At 72.5% G+C, this 21,529-nt stretch carries 18 protein-coding genes; 9 read left to right on the top strand and 9 right to left on the bottom strand.

Annotated features, from left to right (window positions below):
* The first annotated feature begins 43 nt into the window (after positions 1 to 43).
* From KK087_RS00705 to KK087_RS00690, 4 genes are all read left to right on the top strand, one after another.
* Positions 44 to 856 (top strand): fructosamine kinase family protein, encoded by an 813-nt coding sequence (locus KK087_RS00705; RefSeq protein ID WP_214563866.1) that lies wholly within the window; start codon positions 44 to 46, stop codon positions 854 to 856.
* Positions 857 to 1,215: 359 nt separating this feature from the next.
* Complete coding sequence (locus KK087_RS00700; protein ID WP_111104016.1) at positions 1,216 to 1,434, top strand: hypothetical protein; 219 nt, start codon at positions 1,216 to 1,218, stop codon at positions 1,432 to 1,434.
* A 268-nt stretch (positions 1,435 to 1,702) separates the two neighbouring features.
* Complete coding sequence (locus KK087_RS00695) at positions 1,703 to 7,273, top strand: glutamate synthase-related protein (RefSeq protein WP_214563865.1); 5,571 nt, start codon at positions 1,703 to 1,705, stop codon at positions 7,271 to 7,273.
* A complete protein-coding gene (locus tag KK087_RS00690; RefSeq protein ID WP_214563864.1) occupies positions 7,270 to 9,060 on the top strand; it encodes a sulfite reductase subunit alpha in 1,791 nt (596 codons plus the stop codon). Before KK087_RS00695 ends, KK087_RS00690 begins: the two co-directional genes overlap by 4 nt.
* 366 nt (positions 9,061 to 9,426) lie before the next feature.
* Here the strand turns inward: KK087_RS00690 and KK087_RS00685 are convergent, their stop codons facing one another.
* From KK087_RS00685 to KK087_RS00670, 4 genes are read right to left on the bottom strand one after another with little or no spacing between them, the layout of a single operon-like run.
* Positions 9,427 to 9,846, bottom strand: a complete 420-nt coding sequence (locus KK087_RS00685; protein WP_214530765.1) for a DUF7882 family protein — start codon at positions 9,844 to 9,846, stop codon at positions 9,427 to 9,429.
* Between the two features lie 8 nt (positions 9,847 to 9,854).
* Positions 9,855 to 11,075, bottom strand: a complete 1,221-nt coding sequence (locus KK087_RS00680; RefSeq protein ID WP_214530766.1) for an alpha/beta hydrolase family protein — start codon at positions 11,073 to 11,075, stop codon at positions 9,855 to 9,857.
* Positions 11,076 to 11,079: 4 nt separating this feature from the next.
* Positions 11,080 to 11,985 carry a hypothetical protein gene (locus KK087_RS00675; RefSeq protein ID WP_214563863.1) on the bottom strand — a complete coding sequence of 302 codons (906 nt, stop codon included), beginning with the start codon at positions 11,983 to 11,985 and terminating at the stop codon, positions 11,080 to 11,082.
* Positions 11,985 to 12,452, bottom strand: a complete 468-nt coding sequence (locus tag KK087_RS00670; protein ID WP_214530768.1) for a hypothetical protein — start codon at positions 12,450 to 12,452, stop codon at positions 11,985 to 11,987. Before KK087_RS00670 ends, KK087_RS00675 begins: the two co-directional genes overlap by 1 nt.
* A gap of 79 nt (positions 12,453 to 12,531) precedes the next feature.
* Here KK087_RS00670 and KK087_RS00665 point away from each other — a divergent pair, with 79 nt between their 5' ends.
* Both KK087_RS00665 and KK087_RS00660 read left to right on the top strand, forming a co-directional pair.
* Positions 12,532 to 12,915 (top strand): ArsR/SmtB family transcription factor, encoded by a 384-nt coding sequence (locus KK087_RS00665; RefSeq protein ID WP_214563862.1) that lies wholly within the window; start codon positions 12,532 to 12,534, stop codon positions 12,913 to 12,915.
* Complete coding sequence (locus KK087_RS00660; RefSeq protein ID WP_214563861.1) at positions 12,915 to 13,898, top strand: SRPBCC family protein; 984 nt, start codon at positions 12,915 to 12,917, stop codon at positions 13,896 to 13,898. The genes KK087_RS00665 and KK087_RS00660 overlap by 1 nt, the downstream gene beginning before the upstream one ends.
* A 171-nt stretch (positions 13,899 to 14,069) precedes the next feature.
* Here KK087_RS00660 and KK087_RS00655 read toward each other — a convergent pair whose 3' ends face one another.
* From KK087_RS00655 to mvk, 5 genes are read right to left on the bottom strand one after another with little or no spacing between them, the layout of a single operon-like run.
* A complete protein-coding gene (locus KK087_RS00655) occupies positions 14,070 to 15,242 on the bottom strand; it encodes a hydroxymethylglutaryl-CoA synthase (protein ID WP_214563860.1) in 1,173 nt (390 codons plus the stop codon).
* Positions 15,239 to 16,303: a hydroxymethylglutaryl-coenzyme A reductase family protein gene (locus KK087_RS00650; RefSeq protein WP_214530772.1), complete on the bottom strand. Its 1,065-nt coding sequence runs from the start codon at positions 16,301 to 16,303 to the stop codon at positions 15,239 to 15,241. The genes KK087_RS00655 and KK087_RS00650 overlap by 4 nt, the downstream gene beginning before the upstream one ends.
* Positions 16,296 to 17,378, bottom strand: a complete 1,083-nt coding sequence (locus KK087_RS00645; protein WP_214530773.1) for a phosphomevalonate kinase — start codon at positions 17,376 to 17,378, stop codon at positions 16,296 to 16,298. Before KK087_RS00645 ends, KK087_RS00650 begins: the two co-directional genes overlap by 8 nt.
* The gene (mvaD, locus tag KK087_RS00640) at positions 17,375 to 18,388 is read right to left on the bottom strand and encodes a diphosphomevalonate decarboxylase (RefSeq protein ID WP_214563859.1); all 1,014 of its coding nucleotides are present in this window, start codon (positions 18,386 to 18,388) and stop codon (positions 17,375 to 17,377) included. Before mvaD ends, KK087_RS00645 begins: the two co-directional genes overlap by 4 nt.
* The gene (gene mvk / locus KK087_RS00635; protein ID WP_214530775.1) at positions 18,382 to 19,365 is read right to left on the bottom strand and encodes a mevalonate kinase; all 984 of its coding nucleotides are present in this window, start codon (positions 19,363 to 19,365) and stop codon (positions 18,382 to 18,384) included. Before mvk ends, mvaD begins: the two co-directional genes overlap by 7 nt.
* A 107-nt stretch (positions 19,366 to 19,472) precedes the next feature.
* On the opposite strand from mvk, the gene KK087_RS00630 reads away from it, so the two are divergent.
* The 3 genes from KK087_RS00630 (at position 19,473) to KK087_RS00620 (ending at position 21,485) form a co-directional block, all read left to right on the top strand.
* Complete coding sequence (locus tag KK087_RS00630) at positions 19,473 to 19,955, top strand: MarR family winged helix-turn-helix transcriptional regulator (protein WP_214563858.1); 483 nt, start codon at positions 19,473 to 19,475, stop codon at positions 19,953 to 19,955.
* A gap of 105 nt (positions 19,956 to 20,060) precedes the next feature.
* Entirely contained in the window at positions 20,061 to 20,483 is a 423-nt protein-coding gene (locus KK087_RS00625; RefSeq protein ID WP_027466009.1) for an organic hydroperoxide resistance protein, read from the top strand.
* A 27-nt stretch (positions 20,484 to 20,510) separates the two neighbouring features.
* The gene (locus KK087_RS00620; RefSeq protein WP_071406109.1) at positions 20,511 to 21,485 is read left to right on the top strand and encodes a zinc-binding dehydrogenase; all 975 of its coding nucleotides are present in this window, start codon (positions 20,511 to 20,513) and stop codon (positions 21,483 to 21,485) included.
* The last annotated feature ends 44 nt before the right edge of the window (positions 21,486 to 21,529 follow it).

Here is a 21,529-nt window from a genome sequence, read left to right as displayed (position 1 = left end):
GTCGGCTGAACGGTCGACGGTGCCCCCTCGGCAGGATGGACCGATGGCCGAGACGCACGTGAAGACGTTCACCACCGCGGACGAAGCGGCAGCCGAAGCCGCCGGACTCGCCTGGCTCGCCGAGGCCGAGGACACCGGAGGCACCCGCATCGCCCGCGTGCTGGGGCGCCCGAGCCCGACCGTGCTCGACCTCGAGCTGATCTCCGACGGATCCCCCACCGCCGCCCAGGCCGAGCGCTTCGGCCGGTCCCTCGCACACACCCACGCCGCCGGCGCCGACCACTGGGGTGCGCCGCCCGCCGGATGGACCCGCGGTGCGGCGCTGCGGATGGGCCGCTCGCGCACGCCGTTCGTCACGGCCGAGCAGGCACCGGCGACCTGGGGCGAGTTCTTCGCCGAGTACCGGATCCGCGACTTCGTCCGCCGCATCGTCGACGCCGGCGGGTTCGACCACGCCGAGGCCGCCGTGTTCGAGCGGGTCGCCTCGCGCGTGCAGGACGGCACGCTCGGGTCGCCGCAGCCCGCGCTCGTCGGGGACCGACCCGCTCGTCTGCACGGCGACCTGTGGGCCGGCAACGTGCTCTGGCCCACGGATTCATCGGAACCCACCGGCGCCGTGCTCATCGACCCGATCGCCCACGGCGGGCACGCCGAGACCGACCTGGCACTGCTCGGGCTGTTCGGGCTGCCCCGGCTCGAGACGGTGCTCGCCGCCTACGACCGGGAGTCGCGGCTGGCCGACGGCTGGCAGGAGCGCGTCGAGCTCCACCAGCTCGCGCCGCTGCTGCTGCACGTGTTCCTGTTCGGCGGCTCGTACACCGGGGCCGCGCTCCGGGCAGCGCGGCGGTACGCCTGACCCCTCGCACCGTGCGGTCTCGCTCACCCCGTGCGGAGTTGCCCGTCCCGGTGCCGGCGCCGCACCGTGCGGCCTTGCTCACCCCGTGCGGAGTTGCCCGCCCCGTGCAGCGCTACAACCGTGCACCGAGCAGGTAACCCCGCACGGGCCGGACGACAGCGCACCGTGCGCGGCGCGGCCTCGCTCGCGGCGCTCTGGCCGCTTCGTGAGCAGAAGATGTCGGGTGCCGCGACCGCACCCGACATCTTCTGCTCACCGACTGCCGCCCGGGTCGCATACTGGGCGGAGGACATCGACGAGGAGGCCCCGCGACGAACGCGTACGACAAGCTCCCGGGCCGCCCGGACCCCGCCGACCTGGTGGTCGAGGTCCCCGCGTTCGAGGACGACCGGCCCCAACCCGAGCCCGCACCGCCCGCCGCCGCGCCGGAGCTCGTCGCGGCGACCGAGTTCGCACGGTCCTCACACGCACCGCCCACGATCCGCCGGACGCAGATGCGCGCCGGAGCCTGGATCGCGGGCGTCCCGATCGCGGCGCTCGTGGTCGTCGCGATCGTGCAGATCCTGCTGCCGCGCTGACCCCGCGAGCGCTCCGCGCTGACCCCGCCGGGCAGCCCGTGCGAGGTTCCGTCCTCCGTGCCGCGGGTCCTGCCGGGCACCGGTTACGGAACCTCGCACCACACGCCCACCACCCGTGTTGCACGGTCGGTATACCAAGCCGTAGCATCGCCCTACCGCACCACCACCCCACAGGGCCCGACTGCCACCATCGGTCTGCCCGCGGCGAGCGCTCCATCGATGCAGCCCGCGCCGTCCGCTGCCGGCAACGCCCCCACTGGACCCGCACGTGAACCCCACCTCCTTCGGTCTCTACGACCCTGCCCGCGAATCGAGCGATTGCGGCGTCGGTTTCATCACCCGTCTCGACGGGACGCCGAGCCACGACGTCATCCGCAAGGGCGACGAAGCGCTGTGCTCCATCCCGCACCGCGGCGGCAAGTCCGCCGAGGGTGTCGGTGACGGCGCTGGCGTCAGCATCGACCTGTCGGTGGAGTTCTTCAGCGCCATCACCGGCGAGCAGCTGCGCGCCGGGCACTTCGGCGTGGCGAACTGCTTCGTGCCGAGCAGCGACGGAGCGGACGGCGCCGACGAGCGCGCCCGCGCCGAGCAGACCGTCACGGACGCCATCGCGGCAGAGGGCTTCGAGCTGCTGCTGGTCCGCGACGTCCCGGTGGACCACTCGGTCGCCCGCCCCGAGGCCGAGCAGTACCAGCTGCCGATCGTGCAGTGGGTCTTCCGGGCGCCGTCCGACTGGGAGCGCACCGAGGTCGACGCGGCGGCGAACCGTGCCCTGCTCGCCATCGAGGCCGTGTCCTACGGCGAGGCTGCGGCCGCACGTGCCGAGCACGCCGCCCTGTACCCGCTGTCACTCAGCGCTCGGACCCAGATCCTGAAGGGCCGGCTGAACTCCGGCGAGGTCATCGGGTACTTCACCGACCTGCGCGACCCCCGGCACTCGGTCCGGACGCTGTACTTCCACACCCGGTTCTCGACGAACACCGAGCCGCACCCCACGATGGCGCAGCCGTTCCGCCTGATGGCGCACAACGGAGAGCTGAACACCGACCGCAAGAACCGGCTGTCGGACGAGGCGCTCGCCCGTGCCCGCACCCGGAGCATCGTCCGCCCGCCCGGGCAGTCGGACTCGAGCCGACTCGACCAGACCCTGCAGAGCCGTGTGTTCGACGACGGGCTCGAGATCGTCGAGGCCGTGGTCTCGCTCATGCCGCCGGCGTGGGAGAACGACCGCACGCTGACGCCGGACGTCCGGGACATGCTCGAGTACTTCTCGCTGTACGAGGAGAAGAACGACGGCCCCGCGGCCGTGATCTTCAGCGACGGCGACGTCGTCGGCGCCCGCCTGGACCGCCTGGGCCTGCGCCCGCTGCGCACCGTCGAGACGGCCGAGTACCTGATGGTGTCGTCCGAGGCCGGCCAGGTCGAGTTCGCCGCCGACGAGGTCGTGCACCGCGGCCGCATCGAGGCCGGCGGCATGCTCGTCGTCGACCACCGCACCGGTACCCGGATGCGCACGGGCGAGGTGCTGCACATGCTCGCGGCCCGCCGTGACTACGGCACCCTGCTCGACGCCGCCCGCGTGAACCTCGACGACGTGCCCGCTCCGGACTACGAGCGCACGACGACGACCCTGGGCTACGACGGAGACCTGTCGCTCGCGGGCCGGTACGTGGCGTACTCGCTGAACCAGGAGAGCTTCCGGTTCATGCTCGACCCGATGCTGCAGAACGGGTCGGAGCGCATCTCGGCGATGGGCTACGGCAACGCGATCAACGCCCTGAGCGACACCGAGGGCGGCATGGCGAAGTACTTCTCGCAGCGCTTCGCCCAGGTGACGAACCCCCCGCTCGACTCGATCCGCGAGGCCGACGGCATGTCGATGCGCGTCGCACTCGGCGCGAAGCCGGACGGCACGGGCACCACGGGCCGTCAGCTCGTCGTGCAGTCGCCGATCCTCGGGCACCTCGACATGGTGCGGCTGCGCGACCAGGACATCGTCCCGCTCGAGCGCTTCGACATGCTCTACGTGCCGGTGCCCACCGACGAGCAGGCCAACGCCGACGCGATGCGCGGCGCGCTGGACGCCCTGTGCGACGCGATCGAGGCGTTCGCGGCGCGCGGTGGTGGGATCGCGGTCGTGACCGACCGCGAGGTGTCGTCGACCCATGCGCCCCTCCCCGTGATCCTGGCCGTGGCCGCCGTCAACCAGCGGCTCATCGAGACCGGTCTGCGCCTGCGGGTGTCCGTGGTCGCGGAGAGCGGTCAGCTGCCATCGTCACACCACGTCGCGACCGCCCTCGGGTTCGGTGCCGCCGCTGTGTACAGCTTGAGCGCGCGCCTGCGTGCGGAGGAGAAGTACCCCGCCGCGCCCGCACCCGCCGGCGAGCTGACCGCGACCGACCTGGCACTCAAGCAGTTCCGGAAGGCCGCCGAGAAGGCCCTGGCGAAGACCATGGGCCGCGTCGGTCTGTGCACCGCCGAGAGCTACATCGGCGGCGAGTTCTTCGAGCCGAACTACCTCGACACCGGCGACGACGTGCTCGCGCGGATCTTCCCGCACATGCAGGCCCCGGTCGGCGGGGTCGGCTTCGCGCGCATCGCCCAGGCGGCGACGGACTGGCACGAGCGTGCCCGTTCGGTGGCGTCCGAGGGCCAGGTCCCGCTGCTCGGCCTGTTCAAGGAACGCTCCGACGGCGCCGGCCACTCGTTCGGCGTCGCGAGCGTCCGCGGCTTCGGCGGCATGACCGAGGAGCGCCCGGCCTTCGAGCGTTCCGGCGACTCGGACGCGCTGCGCCTGCTCACGCTCGGCCAGCTCGACGACTCGTTCGGCATCACCGACGCCGCGTACCGGAACACCGGCTACGACCAGCTCAGCGACGCCGAGATCGACGCGCACCGCATCACGCCGGGCTACGTCACGTTCCTGCAGACCACGCACGACGAGCGGTCCCGCCGTCCCGCCGCACTCCGCGACGTGCTCGCGCTGCCCGCGGACGTCACGGGCATCGACACGGCGGAGGACTTCGCCCGCGAGCTCGGTCGCTTCTCGACGAGCGGCAACGCCAGCGTCACGGTGCGCGGGCTCTCCGGCTCGCGTCCGGCGGACGACCAGGACCTGCCTGGAGGGACGGAGCGGTTCCGCCTGGAGCTCACGTCGACGGGGACCACGGGTGCACTGCGCCACCGGGCCCTCGCGGACGGCCTCGCGCTGCTCCACCCCGGCCAGATCGACATCGACGCCGTCGACGACACCCGGGTGACGCTGCGCGCCACCGGTGCGGCCGTCGCCCTGCTCGCCCTGCTGCAGAGCGCCCCGGCGAGCGTCGAGCTCGACGAGGTGCAGCCGGCCCACGAGATCACCCGGACCCTGGCGTCCGGTGCGATGAGCCACGGTGCCCTCGTCGCCACCGCCCACGAGGCCGTCGCGCACGGCACGAACATGGTCGGCGGCATGTCGAACAGCGGTGAGGGCGGCGAGCACCACTCCCGCTACGGCACCATCCGGGGCTCGCGCATCAAGCAGTTCGCCTCCGGCCGCTTCGGCATCTGGGCCGGCTACCTCGCCGACCCCATGCTCGAGGAGCTCGAGATCAAGATCGGCCAGGGCGCGAAGCCCGGCGAGGGCGGTCAGCTGCCCGCGCCGAAGGTCACGGTGGACATCGCCGCGGCCCGTGGCGGCACGCCGGGCGTCGAGCTCATCTCGCCGCCGCCGCACCACGACACGTACTCGATCGAGGACCTCGCGCAGCTCATCCACGACTGCAAGGCCGCCCGGGTCCGGGTGATCGTGAAGCTCGTCTCGTCCGAGGGCATCGGCACGATCGCGGTCGGCGTCGCGAAGGCCGGCGCCGACGTCATCAACGTCGCGGGCAACACCGGCGGCACCGGCGCAGCGGCGGTCACCAGCCTGAAGTACGCCGGCCGCTCGGCGGAGATCGGCGTGTCCGAGGTGCACCAGGCACTGGTCGCCAACGGCCTGCGCCAGAAGGTCACGCTCCGCTGCTCCGGCGCACACCAGACCGGCAGCGACGTGGTCACGAGCGCCCTGCTCGGCGGCGACAGCTTCGAGTTCGGCACGACCGCGCTCATGATGCTCGGCTGCGTGATGGCGAAGAACTGCAACGTGAAGTGCCCGGCGGGCCTGACCACGAACGCCGAGGCGTTCGAGGGCGACCCCCGCGCGTTCGCCCAGTACCTGCTCAACATCGCCCACGACGTGCGGCAGATCCTGGCCCGGCTCGGCCTGCGCTCCCTGCGTGAGGCCCGTGGTCGGGCCGACCTGCTGCAGCTCCTGGACCACCCGGCGAGCGTCGGCCGGCTGGACGCCCGCGCCCTGCTCGCCCAGGTGCCCGAGAAGATCGTCGCGGACCCGGAGTACCTGGAGAAGGACTTCCACACCGACGACGCCCTGCTCGAGCGCGTCCGCACCGCCCTGGTCGACCACGCGCAGGAGCACGTGCTCGTGCACGGTGTGCTGCTCGGCAACGCCGACAAGTCGGTCGGTGGCCAGCTCGGCATCGACCTCGAGCGCCTGCTCAACCACGAGCTCGGCGCCGAGGACGTGCAGGGCCTGCCCGCCGTGACGACGGACGACCGCGGACGCCGCCGGCTGGTGGACGGCGCGGTCACGATCCGCACGCAGGGCTCGGCAGGGCAGTCCTACGGCGTCTTCAACAACGACGGCGTCGTGCTCGAGCACACCGGCACCGCGAACGACGGCGTCGGCAAGAGCCAGAGCGGCGGACGGATCATCGTCCGCGCCCCCGGTGGCGGCAGCGCCGAACAGGGCGGCAACGTGCTGGTCGGCAACTTCGCGCTGTTCGGGGCCACCGGTGGGCGCACCTTCGTCGAGGGCGAGGCCGGCGACCGGTTCGCCGTCCGCAACTCCGGCGCGACCGCCGTCGTCGAGGGTCTCGGCGACTTCGGCTGCGAGTACATGACCGGGGGCGCCGTGTTCAACCTCGGCGCGTTCGGCAAGGGCCTCGGCAACGGCATGTCCGGCGGGTTCCTGTACCAGTACGACCCCTCCGGCCAGGTCGCCGAGCGTGCCAGCACGGACTCGCTCCTGGTGTTCCCGGTCACCGACACCGAGCGCGGTGCGTTCCACGAGGCCGCCGCCCGCCTGCTGCTCGAGTGGCACCTCGAGGCAACCGGTTCGGTCCTGGCCGAGCGGCTGCTCGCCGAGTGGGACACCGCCCGCGCGCACGTCTACGTCGGCATGCCCCGCGCCCTGCTGCTCACGCAGGACGCCGGCGAGATCCTCGCGGCGGCGACCCGGCCGGAGCTCCTCGACGAGCTCGCGACCTCGATCGCCACCGACAAGCTCCGCGCGTTCAAGCTCGACTACCGCGACCAGCGCACGGTGCTCGACGGCCGTGCCCCGGCACTCGGCGACCAGGGCGAGGACATGTTCTCGCTGCTGTCGTCGTACACGGTGCTCGGGGTCGCCCAGGACGTCGCCCTCGAGCGCGTCCCGGGTGCGTTCGGGGCCGCCGACCCGCGGGTCGCCGAGGCCGTCAAGAACCTCGTGCTCACCGAGGACTTCTCCGTCAAGCAGCGCGTCGTGAAGTACCTGCGCGGCACGCTCGACCGCTTCGCCGACGACCAGCTCGCGACCCTCATCGCGATCAAGCGGCTCGACGACTACAAGCGCGCGCTCACGCAGCGGAACAACCGCAGCATGGACGCGCCGGGCACCACGGGGTGGATCATGCACCAGAACGCCAAGAACGACGGCCGCGTTCGCGAGGCCCGCTTCGACGAGCTGCTCGCGACCGCGGCGCTCGAGGACATCGCCCGCCGTGCACCGCAGGCGCCGACCGAGGCGGTGACCGCGTGAGCCTGCTCCCCCCGACCGGGTCGCTGATCCCAGTCGACGCACCGTTCTCGGCCGCCCAGGAGTCCTGGCTCGCCGGGTTCATCGCGGGCATCGCGGCCGCCGGCAAGAAGGTCGCAGCCAGCGCGCCCACGACGACGATCGACGTGCTCTTCGGCACCCAGACCGGCAACGCCGAGTTCCTGGCCGACGAGCTCGTCGCCGGCGCGAAGGCCCGCGGACTCGGCGGTCGTGCCAGTGCGCTCGACGCCGTCACCCCCGAGCAGCTCGCCGAGATGTCGCACGTGCTCGTCGTCACCTCGACCTACGGCGAGGGCGAGATGCCCGACAACGCCGGGCTGTTCTGGGACGCGGTCCAGGCGAGCACCGTGCCGCGGCTCGAGGGGCTGCAGTACGCCGTCCTGGGCCTCGGCGACACGAGCTACGACGAGTTCTGCCAGGCCGGCAAGCTCCTCGACACCCGGTTCGAGCAGCTCGGCGCGACCCGGATCCACGACCGCGTCGACTGCGACGTCGACTTCGAGGACCCGGCCGCACTGTGGACCGCGGCGGTCCTCGACCGCCTCGCCGCCGAGGCCGGCGCGACGGCCGCACCCGGCGCGACCACGGGCGGTGGTGCCGGCGACGGTGCCGGCGCGACCGGCGGGGCGGGCGCGAGCCGTGCCTCCCGGCCGGGCTCGCAGTGGAACAAGCGCAACCCGTACCCGTCGCGCCTGGTCGAGAACCGGCTGCTCTCCTCGCCGCGCAGCGCGAAGGAGATCCGGCACTACGAGTTCGACCTCGGCGACTCGGGCATCGAGTACGCGGCCGGCGACGCCCTGGCGGTCGTGCCGGTGAACGACGAGGTCTTCGTGGCGGACCTGCTCGAGCAGGTCGGCGCGAGCGGCAGCGAGGCGTTCGACGGCCGGCCGATCACCGAGGTCCTGCGGACCGACCGTGAGATCCGGACGCCCTCGAAGGACCTCATCGCCGACCTGGTGCAGCGCGCGCCGTCGAGTGAGCTCGCCGCAGTGGTGGCGCACGGCGACAAGCACGAGCTCGACCGCTGGCTCTGGGGACGCGACGTCCTCGACCTGCTCCGCGACGCCGGCCCGGCCGCCCCGGGACTCGACGAGCTGCTGCCGAACCTGCGGCCGCTGCAGGCGCGGCAGTACTCGATCTCGTCGAGCCCGCTGGCGCACCCGGACCGCATCCACCTGACCATCGCGTCGGTGCGCTACGGCGACCCGCACCGGATGTACGCCGGTGTCGCGTCGACGTTCCTGGCCGACCGGGTCGACCCGGACGGCACCGTCGACGTCTACCTGCAGCCGAACGCGTCGTTCGGGGTGCCGGCGGACGAGTCGGCCCCGATGATCATGATCGGACCGGGCACGGGGGTCGCGCCGTTCCGCGGGTTCCTGCACGAGCGCGCGGTGTCCGGGGCGACGGGGCGCAACTGGCTGTTCTTCGGCGACCAGCACCGGGACACCGACTTCGTGTACCAGGACGAGCTCACCGAGCTGCAGGAACAGGGCGTGCTCGACCGCCTCGACCTGGCGTTCTCGCGCGACCAGGCCGAGAAGGTCTACGTGCAGACGCGGATGCTCGAGCGCTCCGCGGAGCTCTTCGCCTGGCTCGAGGACGGCGGCCACGTGTACGTGTGCGGCGACGCGTCGCGGATGGCGAAGGACGTCGAGGCGGCGCTCCTGCAGGTCATCCGGAGTGGCCGCGGACGCGGCGAGGACGACGCGCAGGCCTACCTGGCCGACATGCGACGCGCGAAGCGGTACGTCCGCGACGTCTACTGAGCGACGACGGCGGTGAGTCCGCCCCGGCCACGGAACCCGAATCCGATGGCCGGGGCGGTCCCGGAGGAGCGCCGGTCGATGGGGGCAGACCGGCGAGCCCAGCAGCGTGACGCGACGGACCGGGTGCGATGACCCGGCGTCCCGGACGCGGAGTCCCCTGATCCGGGACTCTCGTCGTGCAGTGCGGCGGCCACCGATGGTTGGTCGGTGCCGCACGCGTGCTGCGCCACGGCCATTCGGGTTCCCCTCCTCCCGCGGTGTCTGCCTGCATCGACGCCCTAGAAGGCCGATGCTGGGGGACGACAGCGAACCGCGGTACCGAAACCGTACGATCCGGACAGTCTGAGCGAAACCCGTTGACCCGGATCAGCGCGCTGTGCTACTCCTCGTCGTCCCCGACGCGCTCTTGCTCGTCGCCGCGGAGGCATCGTCCGCGTCACCCGGCGCGACGGCGCGCGACCAGGCCGAGTCGTCCGCGGTGCTCGTGTCCGGGGGCTCCGGTGTCAGCACGAGCCCGGACCCCGAAGTGGCCGAGGCGTAGAGGTCCTCGAGCCAGCTGCGGTTGATCGAGGGCACACGACTGCCGGTGAACTTGAAGTGCAGGCTCACGTTGGGGTTCAGCCAGATCGTGCTCCGACCGTTGCCGTGGACCACGTCGTCCTTCCACGAGAACGCGAACCGGTGGTCCCGACGGAGCATGTTGACGATGACGATCTGCAGGTGCGTGAGCGCGCGGTCGTCGATCCGCAGGTCGAGCGGTCGGCCGTCGTAGATGAGCTGCCCCATGGCTCCTTCTACTCCAGTGGACCAGTGAGCCCCGCTCGTGACGCCCAGGTCGTGATGGTCCGGTCGAACCAGACGGCGTCGACGTTGCGCTCCCACGCGTGCTCCGCGGGTTCGCTGACCGCCAGCGTCACCGTGTCCGGGTGGGCGTCCGCGAACTCCTGGCTGGCCGAGAAGGGGACGGTGGTGTCGCCGGTGGAGTGGATGAGCAGGGTCGGTGGCAGCGGCCGGGGTGCGCGCAACCAGGACAGGGCGCGCACGTCGACCGGCGAGCGCAGCCCCACCAGCCGGCAGAGGACCGGCGTCGCCATCGCCCCGAGGGCAGCGCCGACCACGGGTCCCGGCAGTCCCGCGCGCCGGGCCTGGGACCGCACGGTGACCGACCAGTCGAGCGCCGGGGCGACGAGCACGATCCCGGCCAGACGGTCGCGGTGCGCCGAGCGGGCGAGGAGCTCGTGCGTGATCGTCGCGCCCATCGACCACCCCACGACGACGAGCCGTTCGGCGCCGTGCGCGACGGCGTGGTCGAGCGCCGCCTCGACGTCCGCCCACTCGCGGGCGCCGAGGTGCGAGGCCCGGCCCTCCCACGGTGCTTCGCCGTCCCCGCGGAACGACGGGACGATCGAGGTCCAACCGAGCTCGAGCGCCGCCGGGACCGTCCGGAGCGCGGTGACCCGGGTCGTCCGGATGCCGTGCACGTGAACGGCCCACGTGCGGGCGGCCGCGGGGTCGGCACCCTGGGCAGCCGCGCGGTCGGGGCCTGCAGCCCGTTCGGCCACGCGGTCCGGGCGCGCAGCGCCGCCGGGACCCGGCCGCACCACCCACGCGGGCGCCGGCCCCACCGTCGTCGGCACCGACACCTCGGACCAGTCCACGTCCATCGCCGCCGGGTCCGGGTGCACGTGCCCGCTCCACCGCACCCGCGACGACACCGCACCGGTGGTCCGCACCACGGCCCGACGGACGAACCCGGCTGCCTCGTCCACCTCGAGCACCGGTCCGACCGTGGTGTGCCCGGCGCCGTCGTGCCACAGCCCGTACTCCCCCGGCCGCACCGTGTCGACGGTGATCGGCAGCCGGACGGAGTCCCCGTCGGCCTCGATCACCGGGGTCCAGCGGTCACCGCCGGGCAGCACGATCTTGCCGACGACCTTGCGCAGGACGACCAGGACGACCAACGACACCGCCACCAGCACCACGAGGGCTCCGAGCACCCACCACACGATCGTCACGCCGTCATCCTCCGAGGCTCTTGGTCAGGGTCCGTTCGGCCGATCGCACCTGGACGAGCTCGGCGTCGTCGAGCCTCCGTCCCTGCACCTCGGCGTCGCGGATCGCGATGACCAGGTCGTAGGTCCGGGCCTGCGGGTCCCCCGGCCGCTCGACCGCCCGGACCGCGTGCCGCCGGGCGATGCGGCGCAGTCGTCGGTGGTGCCCGCGGTGCCGGAGGTCACGACCCCAGCGCCGGAACGTCAGCGAGGCCATCGCCACGACGATGAGCACGATGCCGAGGTAGAACGGCGGGTCGAAGGCCAGGCGCAGTCCGTCCCGCACGGCGGCCGGGAAGAGCCCGAAGTGGTCGGCAGTGAGCGAGGCGACCTCGTCGACGCTCGCCACGACGACGAGGGCGAGCCCGACGCGGAACACCACGAGCGCCACCGGGGTCTGCAGCACGCCGCGGCGCAGGGTCGTCGCGGCGATCAGCCCCACACCCACCATGTACACCGTCGCGTAGAGCCACATGGGGGTCTGCTCGATCTCGTTCACGATGAAGTGGAAGTCGGTGCCGCCGCGCTCCTCGACGAGCAGGAACGGCACCGTGAAGGCCACGACCACGACGAGCAGCGCCACGGGGGTCGCGAACAGTGGACGCCTCGGCAGGTCGTCCGTGCTCGCCCGCAGCATCAGCCAGAACGCCACGGTCGCGCACACGTTCTGCACCAGGTTGATGAGGTTCGAGCCGCCCAGGGCCCCGTCGAGCACCGGCTGCGGCACGACGCTGCCGAGGGTCAGGAGTCCGAGCGCCCCGACGCCGGTGGCACCCCAGGCAGCCCGGCCGCGCGGGTTCCGCAGCACGTACGGCGTGCGGGCGAGGAAGATCAGCGCCGCGAACCAGAAGGCCGCGGCGTGCAGGACGGCCATCAGCCGTAGGCCCGCTCGTCCGCCCCGGTGGCTCCGGCGAGCAGGACGGTGGCGAGCTCGTACGCGAACCGCTCGGCGAAGTGCTCGTCGTCGTCGGAGATGCTCACGAGGCCGGAGTCGGCGTCGAGCGCACGACGGCAGACGTGGCCGCCGGCCGCGAACTCGGCGACGGACGACGGGCTGGGCGTCCCGACGTCGCCGTGCACCAGGTGCCCGAGCTCGTGCAGGACGCAGTGCATGCGGTAGAGCGGGGGCGCCCCGGCCGGCACGAGCACGAGGTTCTCGTGCTCGAACTGCGACACGAGCGCGGTGAGTGGCCCCCAGCTGGGGCCGTCGACGTCGACGACGCGGGTGGACTTGCCGACCATCCGGCCGACACCGGCGACCACGTCGGTCAGGCGCGGCGCCGGGGGGAGCGTGGCGACGAGGGCACGGACGGCACCGGACGCACCGAGCTGCTCCGCCATCGACCCTCCGATCTCCGCCGCCAGACTACCGGCAGGTCCCCCTTGTGGACGAGACCGGGCGGACGTAATCTACAACCAAATGGTTGTACGAATCGAACTGTCCGACGCCGAGGTCGACCGGGTGTTCCATGCCCTGGCCGATGCGACCCGTCGTGACATCGTCCGGCGCACGCTCGTCGGGTCGTCGTCCGTGAGCGAACTCGCGGAGGCCTACTCGATGTCGTTCGCCGCCGTCCAGAAGCACGTCGCCGTCCTCGAAGGAGCCGGACTCGTGAGCAAGGAGGCACGCGGCCGCACCCGCATCGTGCGCGCCGAGCCGGAGCAGCTCGACCGGGTCCGGGACCTCCTCGACGCCTACGGTCGCCTCTGGCACAGCCGGATGGACCGCCTGGGCGACCTGCTCGACGGCGACGCGTCCGGACACCCAGCACTGAACGACACCCGACGACACCAGGAGCGATGATGCCCACCACGTCCGTCCACACCGATCCCGACACCCTCTCGATGACCCTCGTCGCCGAGTTCCCCGTCCCCGTCGAACGCCTCTGGGCCGCCTTCGCCGACCCGCGACAGCTCGAGCGGTTCTGGGGCCCACCCGCCTTCCCCGCGACCTTCACGTCCTTCGACCTGCGCCCCGGCGGCCGGGCCGACTACCGGATGACGTCACCGCAGGGCGAGCGGTTCCACGCCGTCTGGCAGGTCACCGAGGTCGACGAGCACCGTCGCATCGTCTTCCGCGACCTGTTCACCGACCCCGAGGGCGCCGTCGACGAGTCCCTCCCCGCGGGCGAGACCGTGCTGTCGTTCGAGCCGGTCGACGACGGCTCCCGCGTCACCGTGGTGTCGTCCTTCACCTCGACCGCCGACCTCGACGCCATGCTCGAGATGGGCATGCTCGAGGGCTACCAGCAGGCGTTCGGCCAGCTCGACCGGGTGCTCGCCGACCTGCGAGCGTGGGCGCTGGGCCAGGGGACCGTGACCGAGGTCGTCGACGACACCCACGTCCGCATCACCCGGGCGTTCGAGGCACCGCGGCACCTGCTCTGGCGGGCGCACACCGAGCCCGACCTGGTGCGCCGCTGGTTGCTCGGCCCCGACGGGTGGGAGATGACGGTGTACGAGAACGACCTGACCCCGGGCGGGACGTTCCGGCAGGCGTGGGCACCGACGGGTGACACCGAGGGCGAGCCCTTCGGGTTCGAGGGCGAGAACCTCGTCGTCGAACCCGAACGCCGGATGGTGTCGACCGAGCGCATGACCGGGGCGCCCTTCCCGCCGAACACGAACGACCTGCAGTTCGACGAGGTCGACGGCGTCACCCTGATGACGCTGCTCGTCACCTACCCGGACCGGGACCAGCGGGACGCGATCCTCGCCACCGGCATGACGGAGGGCATGGAGGCCAGCTACCAGCGACTCGAACGCGAGGTCCTGTCCGCAGCGTGACCAGCAGACGGACGGGAGGCCCGTGGCGGCGCCGCCACGGGCCTCCCGTCCGTCCCGCGCAAGCGACAGATCCCGGCGCACGAGCCGGGTCCGGTCCCCGAACGCGACAGATCCCCGCGGATGTTCCGCGGGGATCTGTCGCTTGCACGAGGGGTACGTGGGACCGAGCGGTTACGCCTGCTGATCCGGCTGCGCCGATGCCTCGTAGTGGCGCGCACCGCCGCGCACGCCCGCGAAGCGGAACGGCGCGGTCGTCACGCGCGGGCGTTCGACGTCCTCGCTGGTGGCGGCGCCGCCCGCATGCAGCTCGCGGTAGGCGTCGACCGTCAGGGGGACCCGTGCCTCGAGCAGCGACCGCACGCGACCCGTACGACGGTGCTCGCGGTAGTCGGGCCGGACGATGCCGGTGATGAGCTCGCCGACGCTGCCCGAGCCGTAGCTGAACAGGCCGAGTCGCTCCCCCGCCAGGTCGTCGTCCAGGTCGAGCAGTCCCGCGAGCCCGATCCAGAGCGACGCCGTGTACGTGTTGCCCGTCTGCCGGTTGTACGTGAACCCGATCGCCAGGTCGGACTCGTCGAACGGGGCGCCGACGTGCTGCGTGAGCTTGCGGTGCGCCTTGATCGCCATCTTGGTGAAGGGCTGGTGGTGCACGAACCGGGCGATGTCGTCGTACGCCGGCCCACCCTGTTCCGCCAGGTCGTCCCAGGCGCCGACGAACGCGTTGACGTAGGCGCTCACCGAGAGGCGTCCGTCGACGAGCGCGGTCGAGCGGTCGTTCGGCCGCCAGAAGTCGTCGACGTCGGCCGTGTAGACGCCCGCCGCCGGCTCGATCTCGATCAGGTCGGGGTCGGCGGACACCAGGATCGCGGCGGCACCGGCACCCTGGGTCGGCTCGGCGGGGGTGTCGACGTCGTACCGGGCGACGTCGGCGGCGATGACGAGCACGCGCTCGTGCGGGGCACGGGCGACGATGCCGAGGGCGAGCTGCACCGCGGCCATCCCGCCGTAGCAGGCCTGCTTCAGCTCGACGACGCGGACGGCCTTCGGCAGCCCGAGCAGGCCGTGCACGTACACGCCGGCGGCCTTCGACTGGTCCACGCCGGACTCGGTGGCGAACAGCACCGTTCGGATGCCGTCGACGCCGTGCCGGTCGATGAGCTCCTTCGCGGCGGCGGCGCCCATCGTGACGATGTCCTCGTCGGGGGCGGGCACGCTGAAGGCGTCCTGCCCGATGCCGACGTGGTACTTCGCCGGGTCGACGCCGAGTCGCTCGGCCAGGTCGTCGAGCTCGAGCACATGGTGTCCGGTCGCGATCGCGATGTCGTGGATGCCGACGCCGGTCATGCTGCGCCCCCCGCCGGCTTCGCGCCGCGACGTTCCATCGCGACGTGGGCGGCCATCAGCTCACCCGGGTTGGTCTGGGCGGCGAGGAGCGAGAGCTCCCCGCACAGCACGGTGGCGGCGCAGAGCGCGGCGAGGCGGCGGGCGTTCGCGCCCGGCTCGCGGTCGTCGCGGCAGCCGAGGCGTACCAGGGCGTCCTCGACGACGGGCAGGTCCCCGCCCTTGCCGTTGCCGACCGTGCCGACGATCAGGTGCGGCAGCGAGGTCGCGAAGTACAGGTCGCCGTCACGGTCCTCGGCGCTCGTGATGCCCTGGGAACCCTCGACGATGTTGGCGGCGTCCTGCCCGGTGGCCAGGTAGAAGCCGAGCAGCATGTTCGCGTAGTGCGCGTTCGCCGAGCGGATGGCCCCGGCGATCGTCGAGCCGATCAGGTTCTTCGCGATGTTGAGCTCGACGATGCGCGCGGTGCTCGACCGCAGGCGCTTCTCGACGACCTCGCCCGGGATCACGATCTCGGCGATGGTGTTGCGACCGCGACCACGGATGCCGTTCACCGCGGTGGCCTTCTTGTCGGTGCAGAAGTTGCCCGACACCGAGACGTACCGCAGGCCCGGCTGCCAGTCCAGGATCGCCGGCAGCAGCTTGTCCGCCGCCTGCGTGACCATGTTGTGGCCGGAGGCGTCACCGGTGGTGAACGCGAAGCGCAGGAACAACAGGTCCCCGACGATCTCCGGGTGCACCTCGATGAGCTTCGCGAACCGGCTCTGCCCGGCCACGATCGCGGCGAGCTCGTCCTGGCGCGCGAGGATCTGCCCCGCGGCGACGTGGGCGGCTGCGGCGCTGTCGGCACGGACCACGACGGAGCGGGTCATCCGCTCGTCGACGACGGTCGCGACGATGCCGTCCTCGACCATCCGCGAGATCCGGGCACCGCGGCCGACGGACGGCCAGAGCGGCGACTCGTAGGTGGCGAGGGGCACCTCGTGCTCCCCCTGCACGGCGTTGCCGCTGACGCGGATCGGGCCGACCCACTTGGTGGGGATCGGTGTGAGCAGGTCACTCATCGAGGGCTCCTTCTGGTGCTCGCACCGCGACGCTGAGGTGTCTGATGTCGTGCGCCTCCCAGGCGCGGTGGATGCCGGCGGGGTCGGTGTCCGCCGGGACGAGCGCGATGCCGCAGTCGCCGCCGCCGGCACCGGACGGCTTCGCCGCCCCGCCCGCTGCCTCGACGACGTCGCACAGGGTCGCGAGACGCTCGGTCTCGATCTGCGACCCGACGGACGCGCCGAGGCGCTGCAGCAGCCCGCGAGCGCGACGGAGGGCACCGAGCGTGCGCTCGGCGTCGCCGGTCTGGAGGCCCGTGGTCAGGTCGTCGACGGCGCTGCGGCTCTCGTCGAGGAACGCCTGGTACCCGCCGTTGCGATGCCGACGCACCACGTCGACGAGCTTCGTGGTGGACGCGGGCGAGCCGGTCCAACCGACGAGCAGCTGCAGGTTCTCGGGGGCGGGCAGCCGCTGGACGTCGAAGCCGTCCCACGCGTCGCCATCGGTCAGGATCGCCGACACGGCGTGGTCGCCGAGCATGGCGGCGAGGCGCTCGCGGTCCGGGGCGCTGTAGCGCAGCCAGCCACCGAACGTGCTCGCGGCGAGGTCTCCGCCGGATGCCCGGGGGTTGACCCGGATGGTGGCGAGCAGGGCCACCTGGAAGCGCTGACGCTGCGTCAGGCCGATGCCGTAGAAGCGGTCGAGGGCGCCGACGGTGGCGACGGTGACCGCGGCCGAGGACCCGAGCCCGAACTTCCGGCCGCTGGCGTCGTCCAGTTGGCTCTCGATGCGCAGGTCGTGGAACCGCGGGGCGATGCCGTGCTCGGCGCGGAGCTTCTCGACCAGGTCGATCGTCGCCATCACGTAGTCGTAGGGGTGGTGCTCGCGGTCGAGCGCCAGGCCGTCCTCGGCACGGGTCCACGTGAGCGGCAGGTGCCCGTACTCCTCGGAGTGCACGCTGCCCGCGCCGTGGCCCTCGCGCACCTTCGCCGTGATGGCGCGGTCGAGGGCGATCAGGACGGACGGCTGACCAGGCTCGACGACGGCGTACTCGCCGGCGACGAACAGCTTGCCGTGTGCACGGAACTCGATCACTGCGCGGACTCCTTCTGGTCGGGATTGCTCCCGATCTCTTCGGAGCGGAGCACCCGCGCGGCAGGTCCGGTGCCGGACTCGATGACGTCCCCCAGCGACGCGAGCGCCCCGGCGACCGCCGACCGGTCCTCGGGCTTCGTGAGCACGACGACGTTCGGGCCCGCGTCGGCCGTGGCGTACGCCTCGGTGCCGCCGGCACGCAGCTCGGCGACGGCGTCGAACACGGCGACGCTGCGGGCGTTGAGGTAGCGGATCGGCGGGAACGCGCCCTCGATCGTCGCGTGCATGCGGAGCGCGTTGCTCTCGGTGATCTCGCCGATGCGGGTGAAGTCGCCCGCGGCGCAGGCGGTCAGCATGTCGCCGACGGTCTCGGTGGTCGAGGTCACCCAGGCGGGGTAGAAGGGCGAGGTCGCGATGGTGCGACGCATGGCCTCGCGTGAGCCGATGGGCTTCGGACCGGCGTCGATCGTGACCACGACCATGGCCATCGGCGGGGCCGGGATCGGCTCGGCGAAGGAGCCCTGGTCGTCGCCCGCGTGCCAGACGGCGACACCGCCCGGGATCGAGCGCGTGGCCGAACCGGAACCGCGACGGGCCAGGCGGGACAGGTCGCGCGGTGACAGGTCGAGGCCGTACGCCGCGGCGGCCGCGGTCGCCAGGGCTGCGAAGCCGGACGCGCTCGAGGCCAGGCCGGCACCGGTGGGGACGGTGTTCTCGGACACGACCGACGCACGCTCGGACGACCCCGCGAGCGCGCGGACCAGGTCGAGGAACTGCTGCACGCGCACCAGCGCACCGTCGTCGACGACGTGACCGTTCAGCGTGAACCGGTCACGCGCCTCCTCGCCGTCACCGGACCCGCCGTCCACCGTGACGGTGGTCGTCGTCGGGAACACGTCGAGCCCCATCGAGACACTGCCCGTGGCGGGCAGCGCGAGCTGCGCGTCCGCCTTCCCCCAGTACTTGACGAGGGCGATGTTGGGGTGCGCGACGGCGGTGGCGTTCAGCAAGCGCGGGCTCCGATCGTGGTGGTCCAGGTGGCTGCGGCCCCTGCGCCGCGGAGTGCGGCCGCGATGCGGTCCGCGTGGTCGTCGTCCGTGGCGAGCGCGAGGACGCACCCGCCCCGCCCGCCGCCGGTGAGCTTCGCGCCGAGGGCGTCCGCAGCACGTGCGGCGTCGACGAGCCGGTCCAGGTCGTCACTCGACACGTCGAGTGTGCTGAGCAGGTCGTGCGCGGCGTCCATCGTGGCACCCAGACCCTGGGCATCGCCGTTCTCCAGTGTCCCCCGTGCCCGTCGTGCGAGTGCGCCGATCCGGTCGACCACGGCGTCGACGCCGGCCGGGTCCTGGTCGTGGCGGGCGCGGACGGCCGACACCGCCTGTCGGGTGTGCCCGGGGACGCCGGTGTCCGCGACGACGAAGGTGAACCGGGCGCCGAGCGTGACGGGTTCGATGTGCCCGCCCTCGAACCAGACCGGCGCGGACGCTACGACACCGCGCGCGTCGAGGCCGGAGGGGCGGCCGTGGGCGACGCGCTCGCACTCCTGGATGAGTTCGTGGTGGGTCTCGACGTCGAGGGTCTCGCCCAGGGCGTCGGCGACGGCGGCGGTCACGGCGGCGGCGACCGCGGCGCTCGAGCCCATGCCCCTGGCCGTCGGGACCTCGCTGTCGACCCGGACGTGGAAGTGCCGGTCGGTGACCCCGAAGTGGCGCAGGGTCGCGGTGACGGCGGTGACGGTCGGCATCACGGCCGCGGGGGCGAGGTCGAGCGGGCCGGTGTGCACGGTCGACTGCAGGCTGTGCCCGGGCTGCTCGGCGTCGGCGGCGACCGGGGAGACCGTCGCGACGACCCGTGCGTCGAGCACCGGCAGGACGAGAGCGGGTGCGCCGTACACCACGGCGTGCTCACCGATCAGGATCGTCTTGCCGTGGGACGACGCCGATCCGTTGCCGGGGGTCGTGGTGGTGTCGAGGTCGCTGCTGGTCATCTTGGGTCACGTCAGCCTAACCGCCTCGGCCGTCGGCGTGTTCGTCGTGACCTGGGCATCCACTCCGAAGAGTTGTGCACAACCGTGTTGCGTGACAGTGTGGACGCATGCCCGTGACCGACGAGATGGTGTGCTTCTCCCTCTACGCGGCGTCCCGCGCCACCACGCAGGCGTACCGCACGATGCTCGAACCCTGGGGCCTGACGTACCCGCAGTACCTGGTGCTCGTCACCCTGTGGGTCGAGGGCGACCAGACCGTCTCGAGCCTCGGGGAACACCTGCAGCTCGACTCCGGCACCCTCTCGCCACTGCTCCGCCGCATGGAGCAGAGCGACCTGGTCCGCCGCGAGCGCCGCAGCACCGACGAACGCGTCGTCACCGTGACCGCGGGCGACCGGGGCCGCGAACTGCGGTCCGAACTGAGCGGCATCCCCGCGCGCATCGCCGCCGGGATGGGGCTGTCGGACGAGCGCGCCGCCGCCGAGCTCATCGCGACGCTGCAGCGGCTGACCGAGACGATGCACGCGGCTGCTGACCCGGACCGCGACCCCGCTGGCGCCGGCGCGGGCGCCGGCGCCGTTTCGCGCTGAGCGACACCTCACGCCCACGCGCGCCCGTGAACTGTCGCTGAGCGCGAGAGCATGCGGAGCACCGACCCCACAACTTCACGATCCGCCCCACAAGGAAGGAACCCCATGGAAGCCCTCTACACCGCCGAGGCCCTGGCCACCGGCGAAGGCCGCAACGGCCACGTCGCCACGAGCGACGGCACGGTCGAGTTCGACCTCGCCATCCCGAAGGAGATGGGTGGCTCCGGCAACGGCGCCAACCCCGAGCAGCTCTTCGCCGCCGGCTACGCCGCCTGCTTCCACTCCGCGCTGCAGGGCGTCGCCCGCAGCCAGAAGGTGAAGATCACCGACTCGTCCGTCGGCGGCCGCGTGTCGATCGGCCCGAACGGCAACGGCGGCTACCAGCTCGCCGTCATGCTCGAGGTCGTCATCCCCGGCCTGGAGCACGACCAGGCCCAGGCCCTCGCCGACGCGGCCCACCAGGTCTGCCCGTACTCGAACGCGACCCGCGGCAACATCGACGTCACCATCGTCGTCTCGGAGGACTGACCCATGAGCACCACCACCCCCACCACCATGCGCGCCGTCGTCCACGAGACGTTCGCAGAGCCCGCCGACGTCCTCGAGGTGCAGGAACGCCCCGTCCCGACGCCCGGTGCCGGCGAGGTCCTCGTCCGCACGGTCCTCTCCCCCATCCACAACCACGACCTGTGGACCGTCCGCGGCACCTACGGCTTCAAGCCGGAGCTCCCCGCCGCCTCGGGCACCGAGGCGCTCGGCGTCGTCGAGGCACTCGGCGAGGGCGTCACGAACCTGCAGGTCGGCCAGCGCGTCGCCGGCGGTGCCTTCGGCGTCTGGGCCGAGTACTACACCGCGAACGCCGCCGGACTCGTGCCGGTTCCGGACGCGATGACCGACGAGGCCGCCGCCCAGCTCGTCTCGATGCCGTTCAGCGCCATCAGCCTGCTGCACTCGCTCGACCTGCACGAGGGCGACTGGATCATCCAGAACGCCGCCAACGGTGCGGTCGGTCGCATGGTCGCCCAGCTCGGCGCCGCCCGCGGCATCAACGTGATCGGGCTCGTCCGTCGCGCCGCCGGCGTCGACGAGCTCCGCGAGCAGGGCATCGAGCGCATCGTCGCCACCGACGCCGACGACTGGCAGGACCAGGTCGCCGCGATCACCGGTGGTGCCCCGATCATCGCCGGTGTCGAGTCCGTCGGCGGCAAGGCCGCCGGCGACATCGCCTCCGTGCTGGGCGAGAACGCCACCCTCGTCGTCTTCGGCGCGATGGCGTCACCGACGCTCGAGATCCCGTCGGGCAAGGTCATCTTCGGCCAGCTCACCGTGAAGGGCTTCTGGGGCTCCGTCGTCAGCAAGACGATGCCGGCCGAGACGAAGGGGCAGCTCTTCGGTGAGCTCATCACCCGCGTGCTCGACGGCTCGCTGACGCTCCCCGTCGCCGAGACCTTCGCCTTCGAGCAGGTCCGCGACGCCGTGCGCGCCAGCGACACCGCCGGCCGCGTCGGCAAGGTGCTCCTGCGCCCGTAGCGCGACCACAGAACGGACGGGAGGCCCGGTGCCAGCTGGCACCG

Origin of the sequence: Curtobacterium aurantiacum (genome assembly GCF_018598555.1) — a bacterium.
GTDB classification, from domain to species: Bacteria; Actinomycetota; Actinomycetes; order Actinomycetales; family Microbacteriaceae; genus Curtobacterium; species Curtobacterium aurantiacum.
The sequence above is the reverse complement of the archived record's forward strand: the minus strand, read 5'-3'. Positions and strand labels throughout refer to the sequence as shown.